This window comes from Rhodococcus sp. P14 (genome assembly GCF_000256505.1).
Taxonomy (GTDB): Bacteria; Actinomycetota; Actinomycetes; order Mycobacteriales; family Mycobacteriaceae; genus Rhodococcus; species Rhodococcus ruber.
Genome location: NZ_AJFC01000362.1, coordinates 25,201 through 32,937 on the forward strand (window position 1 = coordinate 25,201; position 7,737 = coordinate 32,937).

The window sequence follows — 7,737 nt, forward strand, 5'->3', positions numbered from 1 at the left end:
CTCGGGGGTGAGCCGCTCCGGCGGCTCACCCCCGAGAACTCACTCAGCTGCTGTACGCCTCCAACGGCGGGCACGAGCACACGAGGTTCCGATCCCCGTACGCCCCGTCGATGCGTCGCACCGCGGGCCACACCTTCGCGCGGGTCTGCCCCAGTGGATACACCGCGATCTCACGGCTGTAGGGGTGGATCCATTCCCCCACCAGGCACTGGGCGGTGTGCGGCGCCCCGCGCAGCGGGTTGTCGTCCATCGGCCACTCCCCTGCCCCGACGCGGTCGATCTCGCCGCGGATGGCGATCATCGCGTCGATGAACGCATCGAGCTCGGACAGGTCCTCGCTCTCGGTGGGTTCGACCATGAGGGTGCCCGCAACGGGGAAGCTCATGGTGGGTGCGTGGAAGCCGTAATCCGCCAGACGCTTGGCGACGTCGTCCACCGTGACGCCCGTGTCCTTCGTCAGGGGCCGCAGATCGAGGATGCACTCGTGCGCCACCATGCCGTTCTCACCCGTGTACAGGACGGGAAAGTACTCGTCGAGCCGGCGCGCGATGTAGTTCGCCGACGCGATCGCGGTCAGCGAGGCCCGCCGCAGGCCCTGCGCCCCCATCAGCTTGATGTACGCCCACGTGATCGGGAGGATGGACGCCGATCCGAACGGCGCCGCCGACACCGGTCCGCCCCCGCCGAGCCCCGGCTCCGCCGGGTGTCCGGGCAGGAACGGCACCAGGTGTGCGCGCACGCCGATCGGCCCCACCCCGGGACCGCCCCCGCCGTGCGGAATGCAGAACGTCTTGTGCAGGTTCAGATGACTCACGTCGCCGCCGAACTTGCCGGGTCGTGCCAGACCGACGAGAGCGTTCAGGTTGGCCCCGTCGATGTACACCTGACCACCGGCGTCGTGCACGGCGCCGCAGATGTCGGCGATCTCGTGTTCGTAGACGCCGTGGGTCGACGGGTACGTGATCATGATCGCGGCGAGACGTTCGGCGTGATCGGCGATCTTCGCACGCAGATCGTCGAGGTCCACGTCACCGTTCGAACGGCACGCGACGACCTCCACGCGCATACCGGCCATGACCGCGGAGGCCGCGTTGGTACCGTGCGCGCTCGACGGGATCAGGCAGGTGTCGCGGTGCTCGTCGCCCCGGCTCAGATGGTAGTGGCGGATGGCCAGAAGCCCGGCGTACTCGCCCTGGCTGCCGGCGTTCGGCTGCAGGCTCACCGCGTCGTACCCGGTCACCGCGGCAAGCCACCCTTCCAGGTCCGCGATGAGCCGGCGGATGCCTGCGGTCTGATCCGCGGGGGCGAACGGATGCAGCGCCGAGAATCCGGGCCAGGTGATCGCCTCCATCTCGGCGGCGGCATTGAGTTTCATCGTGCACGAACCCAGCGGGATCATGGTGCGGTCGAGCGCGAGGTCCATGTCCGACAGGCGGCGCAGGTACCGCATCATCGCGGTCTCGGTACGGTACCGGGTGAACGCCTCGTGCTCCAGGTACGCGCTCGTGCGCGCGAGGTGCCGGGGAAGGGCGGGCGCGGCTTCCGCCGCGGTGTCCTCCGCCCCGAACGCGGCAACAACTGCAGCCACATCGGCCTCGCTGGTCGCCTCGTCGCACGAGACCCCTACCTGGTCGTCGTCGACCCGCCGGACGTTGATGCCGGCCTCGAGCGCCGCCGCGACCACCGCGTCGGCGCGGCCGGGAACGCGGACCAGAACGGTGTCGAAGAAGCTGTCGTGCACCACGTCGATGTCGGCGGCTCGCAGCGACGCGGCGAGCCGGGCGGCCTGGCCCGCCACGCGGGTCGCGATCCCGGCCAGGCCTTCGGCGCCGTGGTACGACGCGTACATCGCGGCGAGGACCGCGAGAAGCACCTGCGCGGTGCAGATATTGCTGGTCGCCTTCTCGCGGCGAATGTGCTGCTCACGCGTCTGCAGCGCCAGCCGGTACGCCGGCGCACCGTCGGCGTCGACCGAGACACCGACGAGCCGGCCAGGCAGGTTGCGGGCATGGGCGGCGTGCACCGCGAGATAGCCGGCATGCGGCCCGCCGAATCCCATGGGCACGCCGAACCGCTGGGTGGTGCCGAAGCATACGTCCGCGCCCTGTTCACCGGGCGGGGTGAGCAGCGTCAGGGCCAGCAGGTCCGCCCCCACCGCCACGAGGGCGCCACGCTCGTGCGCCGCCTCGACGAGGGGACCCGCGTCGAACACCCGGCCGGAGGCACCCGGGATCTGCAGGATCACGCCGAAGAACTCCCCCTCGGGCAGACCGTCGTCGACGAGATTCGCGGTGACGATCTCGATTCCCAGGGGTTCCGCGCGGGTCGCGAGGACCGCCGCGGTCTGGGCGAACACGTCGGTGTCCACGACGACCCGCGTGCTCCGGCACTTGCGGTTGGCGCGCGCGAGCAGCGTCATCGCCTCCGCGGCGGCGGTCGCCTCGTCCAGCATCGACGAGTTGGCGACCTCCATGCCGGTCAGGTCCGAGACCATGGTCTGGAAGTTGAGGAGGGCCTCGAGGCGCCCCTGGCTGATCTCCGGCTGGTACGGGGTGTATGCCGTGTACCAGGCGGGATTCTCGATGATGTTGCGCAGCAGGACCGGCGGAGTCAGCGTGCCGTAGTACCCCTGACCGATCATCGACGTCGCGACGGTGTTCTGCCCGGCGAGTTCCTGCAGGGCCTTCAGCACCTCGTGTTCCGACAGCGGCGCGTCGAGCGACTCGAGTCCGTCCGCGACCCCGTCGGTCCGCGCGTCGAGGATCCCGGCGGGCACCGCCTTCGCGGCCAGTTCGTCGAGGGATTCGACGCCGACGACGTCGAGAATGCGGCGCAGTCCCGCCGCGTCGGGGCCGACGTGGCGGTCGGCGAAGGTGTGGGTGGCAGCATCGGTCATCGCGACTCCCTGAGGTCGGAGGTCCGCATCCGGGCAAGGGTCGCACGGTGCGTGTCCTCCCCCTCTGTCGCGAGCTCGTCGAGCGAGCGCCTGAGAGATTCGGTACCGGAACGAGCCGGCCCTTTCCCCGTGGGCGGGTGGGTGCTCCCACCGCTTTCCAGAGACGTCGGTGCCCGTACGGTCCTCGATGCCTGAGAGATTGACGGGGAGGTGCTGCTCCTTCGGCGCCCGGAACAGGTCCGGAACTCTCCCGCACGGCGGCGACGTATCCCCGATTCTAGGGCACCGGGGGGCCGCGGAACACGGAGGTCGCGGGCGTTTCCTGTGACGAGCGTCTACCCGATCCGCCGATTGACGCGTTCGCGGCGGCGAGAGGCCAGTTCGTCCTCGGGTCGCTGTTCCACGTTGCCACCGTCCGCGCGCTCAGCCGGGAAGTCGGCGATGCTGCCGGTCAGCTCCCGCATGGCACCGCTCACCGCGATCCCGAACACTCCCTGCCCGCCCTGCAGTAAATCGACCACCTCTTCCGGGGAGGTGCACTCGTACACAGTCGTGCCGTCGGAGAACAGGGTGATCTTCGCCAGGTCCCGCACTCCGCGTTCGCGGAGGTGGTCGACCGCCACCCTGATGTTCTGCAGCGAGATGCCCGTGTCGAGCAGACGCTTGACGATCTTCAGGACGAGGATGTCCTTGAACGAGTAGAGCCGTTGGCTGCCCGAGCCGGCCGCGCCCCGGATGGACGGAACGACCAGGTTGGTCCGCGCCCAGTAGTCGAGCTGGCGGTAGGTGATGCCGGCGATCTGACAGGCGATGGGCACGCGGTAGCCGACGAGCTCGTCGGGCACCGAATCGTCCGGGAACAGACCCGGCTGCATCTCGTCGGCATCGAGAGCTGCCCGCGACGGGGCATCGCGGTCGACGGCGTCGAAGCTGAGCTGCTGTCCCTGCGGCCGATCTCCCACTGTTGTGACTCCCTCTCGCGTGCACAGGCGTGCCCTGGAACGAACGACGGGCGGATCCCCACCCCCATCCGGTCGTCGAGCGCTCGCGTGACCCACCGAGTCGATCCGTAGCGATTCACTCAGCGTACGCCCCGTACGAAAAGTTGGGCAGCAACACGCCGACCGGACGACGACCTTCCGGTTCCGCGTCACACTCGCGGCGCGCGTCCCGGCCGTCGGGGCCGGAAGTCGCGACAGAACCTCGGCGGCGTTCGACGATCAGCCGTCCGTCGCCTTGAAGTCGTCGGGGGAGACGGATTCGAGAAACTCCTTGAACTTCTCGACCTCGTCCTCCCGCTCATCCGGCATGACGAGGCCCGCTTCCGCCAGCACCGGTTCCTCCACGAAGACCGGCGCGCCGATGCGCAAGGCTACAGCGACCGCGTCGGAGGGGCGGGACGACACGCGCAGACCGCCGTCGAAGACGAGATCGGCGTAGAACGTCCCCTCCTTGAGATCCACGATCCGGACTTCTTCGAGGGTACGGCCGAAGGCATCGACCAGATTCTTGATCAGGTCGTGCGTCAACGGCCGGACCGGCTCGACACCCTGCTGTTCCAGTGCGATCGCCGTGGCTTCCATCTGGCCGATCCAGATCGGCAGGTACCGATCTCCGTCGACCTCGCGCAGCAGCAGGACAGGCTGATTCTGCGGTTGCTCGACCCGGATCCCCACTACTCGCATCTCGCTCATCGAGCCGCCTCCCATCCCTGCTGTGCGACGGTGGCGAACCGTCCGCCGATATCCCCCTGAATTCTAGTGCCAAACGCGCCGTCGTCGAGGTCGACGCCCGCCGCTCACCGATCCAGAGCGCCCCGGACGGCGGCCTTGACGAGGCATGTGTGCATCGTCAACGACAGCGCGGCCAGTTCCCGTACCATCTCCTCGGCCCGAGCACGCGCACCGACGTCCCGGCCCTTTGCCACCGGACCCGCGATCTGCGCCACCAGGCCCGCCTCCCGGTCGGCCGCGAGCTTGAACGCACGCAGGTGCCGAACCTCGAGGCCGAACTCGGACATGGCCTTGGCGGTGCGCGCCAGCAGCACCGCATCCTCGTCGAAGAAGCCGGCCGCGCCGGGCACGATGAGCCCGGCGCGGATCAGCTCCGTCAGGAAGGACGACTCGATGCCCGCCCGCCCGCACAGGTCGTCCCGGCTGATCCGCACCTCCCGGTCCGTGCGCAGATCCTCCGGGGACACCTGCCCCGGCGCCACGGCCAGGGTCCGGGGCCGCTTCGGGCGACCCTCCACCGAGCCCACCGTCGCGACACCGCGGTCGATCGCCTCGAGCTGTTCCTTGATCACCTTCAGCGGCAGGTACTGGTCCCGTTGCGCGGTCAGTACGTACCGCAGACGCTCACAGTCCGCGATCGAGAAACGGCGATAACCCGACGGGGTGCGTTCCGGACTGATCAGTCCCTCGGATTCGAGGAAACGGATCTTCGAGATCGTCACGTCCGGAAACTCGGGCCGGAGCCGATCGAGCACGGAGCCGATCGACATCCCCCCCGGTGACGGCTGGCGGGCAGCGGTCATCAGCTACCCGTGCCCTGCGAACCCCGCGGGCCGGTGAGGAACACCAGCCGGAACTTCCCGATCTGCACCTCGTCGCCGTTCGCGAGAACGGCCGAGTCGACCGGCTCGCGGTTGACGTAGGTTCCGTTCAGGCTTCCCACATCGACGACCTGGAACTCGCCCTCGTCCTGGCGGAACTCGGCGTGCCGACGGCTCACCGTCACGTCGTCGAGGAAGATGTCACTGTCCGGGTGACGCCCGGCCGACGTCGTCGGCTGATCGAGCAGGAAACGCGACCCGGCGTTCGGGCCACGCTTGACGACGAGCAGCGCCGATCCTGTGGGAAGCCCCTCGACCCCCGAGACCGGCGCTTCGGTCGTTCCCGCGCCCGTGCCGGTGGTATCGAGCTCGTTCAGGAAGTCGGCACGAAACACCGAAGTGGTTTCCGCAGGGGTTTCCTCGTAGCCCGCGTTGCCGTTCTCGCTCACCGTATCTCCTTATCCGTTCGGCCCTTCGGGATCGCTCCCCCGGGGCCGCAGTTTCGTTCAGCCACGATCACTTCCGGTACGGACCCGCGCCCCGACCCGGCACACGCCTACCGATGACCGTACCCTGCACGACGTCCTTCGTGCAGGCAGACGCGGCCCCGGCCGGACGCGGGGTCAGTTCTGCGTGATTGCGCGGTATCCGTCGGCGTCGAGCGTGTCCGCCAGAGCGGCGTCGAGCTCGTCCTTGCTGCCGACCTCGACGTCCACCAGCCAGCCGGCCTCGTACGGATCCCCGTTGACGAGCTCGGGATTGCCGTCCAGATCCGAGTTCACCCCAACGACTTTCGCCGTGAGCGGAGCGAACACGTCGGACACGCTCTTGGTCGATTCCACCTCGCCGAAGGACTCCCCCGCGGTGAGCTCCGCACCGGTCTCGGGCAACTGCACGAAGACGACGTCGCCGAGCTGCGACTGGGCGTAGTCGGTGATGCCGAGGCGTGCGGTCACGTCGCCGGTTCGGCGAACCCACTCGTGCTCCGCCGTGTAACGCAGATCGGCGGGTGTTCGGAACTCACTCACGACAGGTCCTTTCGGGCAGCGACATTCGCGTGGAACGCCGGGTTCAATTACCGGGCTGAGAGTATTGTCGCGGCTCGATCTCCCGCAAGGCGGGCACCTCGACCTGCGGCGACTGCTCGATCTGCACCGTCCCGCCGGCTCGGGCCACCGTGTCGACCACACCGCCGGGGATGTTCAGCGCCGCCGCCAGTGTGGGCGCGTCCCCGATCGCGGCGACGACGTAGGGCGCTGCGAGCGGTCGATCGTCGACGACCAGCGCACCTGCGGTTCCGCCCACCCAGGAGTCCACGCCGATACGCACGGCAGCGTCGCCGGTTCCGGCGACCTGCACCGCTTCCGCTCCCGCGGCGCGCAGTTCCTGGATCGTGTCGAGAAGGACCTCCGGACCGACCCCCCGCCGCGGGTCGGCGATGGTCAAGATCACTCCCGGACCGGTGGCCGGGGCGGCGCCGACCTGGATCTGCAGGGCCGACAGGCGCTGCTGCGCCTCCGCGAGCGCGGCCTCGGAGCCGTTGCGTTCCAGACTGGCCAGCGTCTGCTCCAGGGTGGTGATCTCCTGGCGCAGCTCCGCCTCGCGCCGGTTGAGGTTGTCGAGCACCACCAGCAGGTCGGCGGGCCGGGCGGAGTCGAGCGCATCCCCCGAACCGGTGTTCCTGACCTGGGTGGCGATCCCCACCCCGAGCAGAACCATGAGCAGCGCCGCCAGGGCGGAGAAGACGATCCGCGATCGGCGCGCTGTGCCGGTCTCGGCCGTGTCGTGTCGTTCGTGCTTGCCCTCGCCCATCCCGCTACGCCCCGAACAGCCTGCGGCGCAGTGCGGATGCGTTCCCGAAGATCCGGATACCGAGAACCACGACGATCGCCGTGGAGAGTTGGGTGCCCACCCCGAGTTGGTCACCGAGCCAGACGATCAGTGCGGCGACCAGCACGTTGAAGACGAAGGAGACGACGAACACCTTGGCGTCGAAGATCTCGTCCAGGTAGGCGCGCAGGCCGCCGAAGACCGCGTCGAGCGCCGCGACGACCGCGATGGGCAGGTAGGGCTGGACCACGTCCGGAACCTGGGGACTGACGATCACGCCCACCACGATGCCCACACCGAGGGCCAGCACCGCGTAGAGGGCATATCCGCGTTTGGTCACCACAGTCCTCACCGCTCTCCCGTTTCCCGTGCCGCTGCGACATCGCGCACCGTGGCGGCCGGCAGCGCCAGGTCTGCCGCGTCCGCGATGGTGAAACCTCCCTCGTAGAGTTGCTGC

The 7,737-nt window shown here is 69.1% G+C and carries 8 protein-coding genes and 1 riboswitch; all 8 genes read right to left on the bottom strand.

From position 1 onward, the window contains the following. Positions 1-43: 43 nt before the first annotated feature. Complete coding sequence (gene gcvP / locus OEY_RS0125245) at positions 44-2,896, bottom strand: aminomethyl-transferring glycine dehydrogenase (RefSeq protein WP_010596523.1); 2,853 nt, start codon at positions 2,894-2,896, stop codon at positions 44-46. A 168-nt stretch (positions 2,897-3,064) separates the two neighbouring features. After that, positions 3,065-3,159: riboswitch (glycine riboswitch) on the bottom strand. Positions 3,160-3,231: 72 nt separating this feature from the next. Further along, a complete protein-coding gene (locus OEY_RS0125250) occupies positions 3,232-3,858 on the bottom strand; it encodes a MerR family transcriptional regulator (protein ID WP_003937271.1) in 627 nt (208 codons plus the stop codon). 258 nt (positions 3,859-4,116) lie between these two features. Beyond that, entirely contained in the window at positions 4,117-4,590 is a 474-nt protein-coding gene (locus OEY_RS0125255; protein WP_010596524.1) for a bifunctional nuclease family protein, read from the bottom strand. A 104-nt stretch (positions 4,591-4,694) separates the two neighbouring features. After that, a complete protein-coding gene (gene ftsR / locus OEY_RS0125260; protein WP_026137991.1) occupies positions 4,695-5,432 on the bottom strand; it encodes a transcriptional regulator FtsR in 738 nt (245 codons plus the stop codon). After that, positions 5,432-5,899 (bottom strand): glycogen accumulation regulator GarA, encoded by a 468-nt coding sequence (garA, locus tag OEY_RS0125265; RefSeq protein ID WP_003937274.1) that lies wholly within the window; start codon positions 5,897-5,899, stop codon positions 5,432-5,434. Before garA ends, ftsR begins: the two co-directional genes overlap by 1 nt. A gap of 174 nt (positions 5,900-6,073) precedes the next feature. After that, entirely contained in the window at positions 6,074-6,478 is a 405-nt protein-coding gene (gene gcvH, locus OEY_RS0125270; protein WP_010596526.1) for a glycine cleavage system protein GcvH, read from the bottom strand. Between the two features lie 43 nt (positions 6,479-6,521). Further along, positions 6,522-7,262, bottom strand: a complete 741-nt coding sequence (locus tag OEY_RS0125275) for a DUF881 domain-containing protein (RefSeq protein WP_010596527.1) — start codon at positions 7,260-7,262, stop codon at positions 6,522-6,524. Between the two features lie 4 nt (positions 7,263-7,266). After that, positions 7,267-7,623 (bottom strand): small basic family protein, encoded by a 357-nt coding sequence (locus OEY_RS0125280; protein WP_003937277.1) that lies wholly within the window; start codon positions 7,621-7,623, stop codon positions 7,267-7,269. Between the last annotated feature and the right edge of the window lie 114 nt (positions 7,624-7,737).

Excerpts from the sequence above, each read along its gene's own strand:
- ftsR (WP_026137991.1), bottom strand. The coding sequence starts at position 5,432 with ATGACCGCTGCCCGCCAGCCGTCACCGGGGGGGATGTCGATCGGCTCC.
- OEY_RS0125275 (WP_010596527.1), bottom strand. The coding sequence starts at position 7,262 with ATGGGCGAGGGCAAGCACGAACGACACGACACGGCCGAGACCGGCACA.
- OEY_RS0125255 (WP_010596524.1), bottom strand. The coding sequence starts at position 4,590 with ATGAGCGAGATGCGAGTAGTGGGGATCCGGGTCGAGCAACCGCAGAAT.
- gcvP (WP_010596523.1), bottom strand. The coding sequence starts at position 2,896 with ATGACCGATGCTGCCACCCACACCTTCGCCGACCGCCACGTCGGCCCC.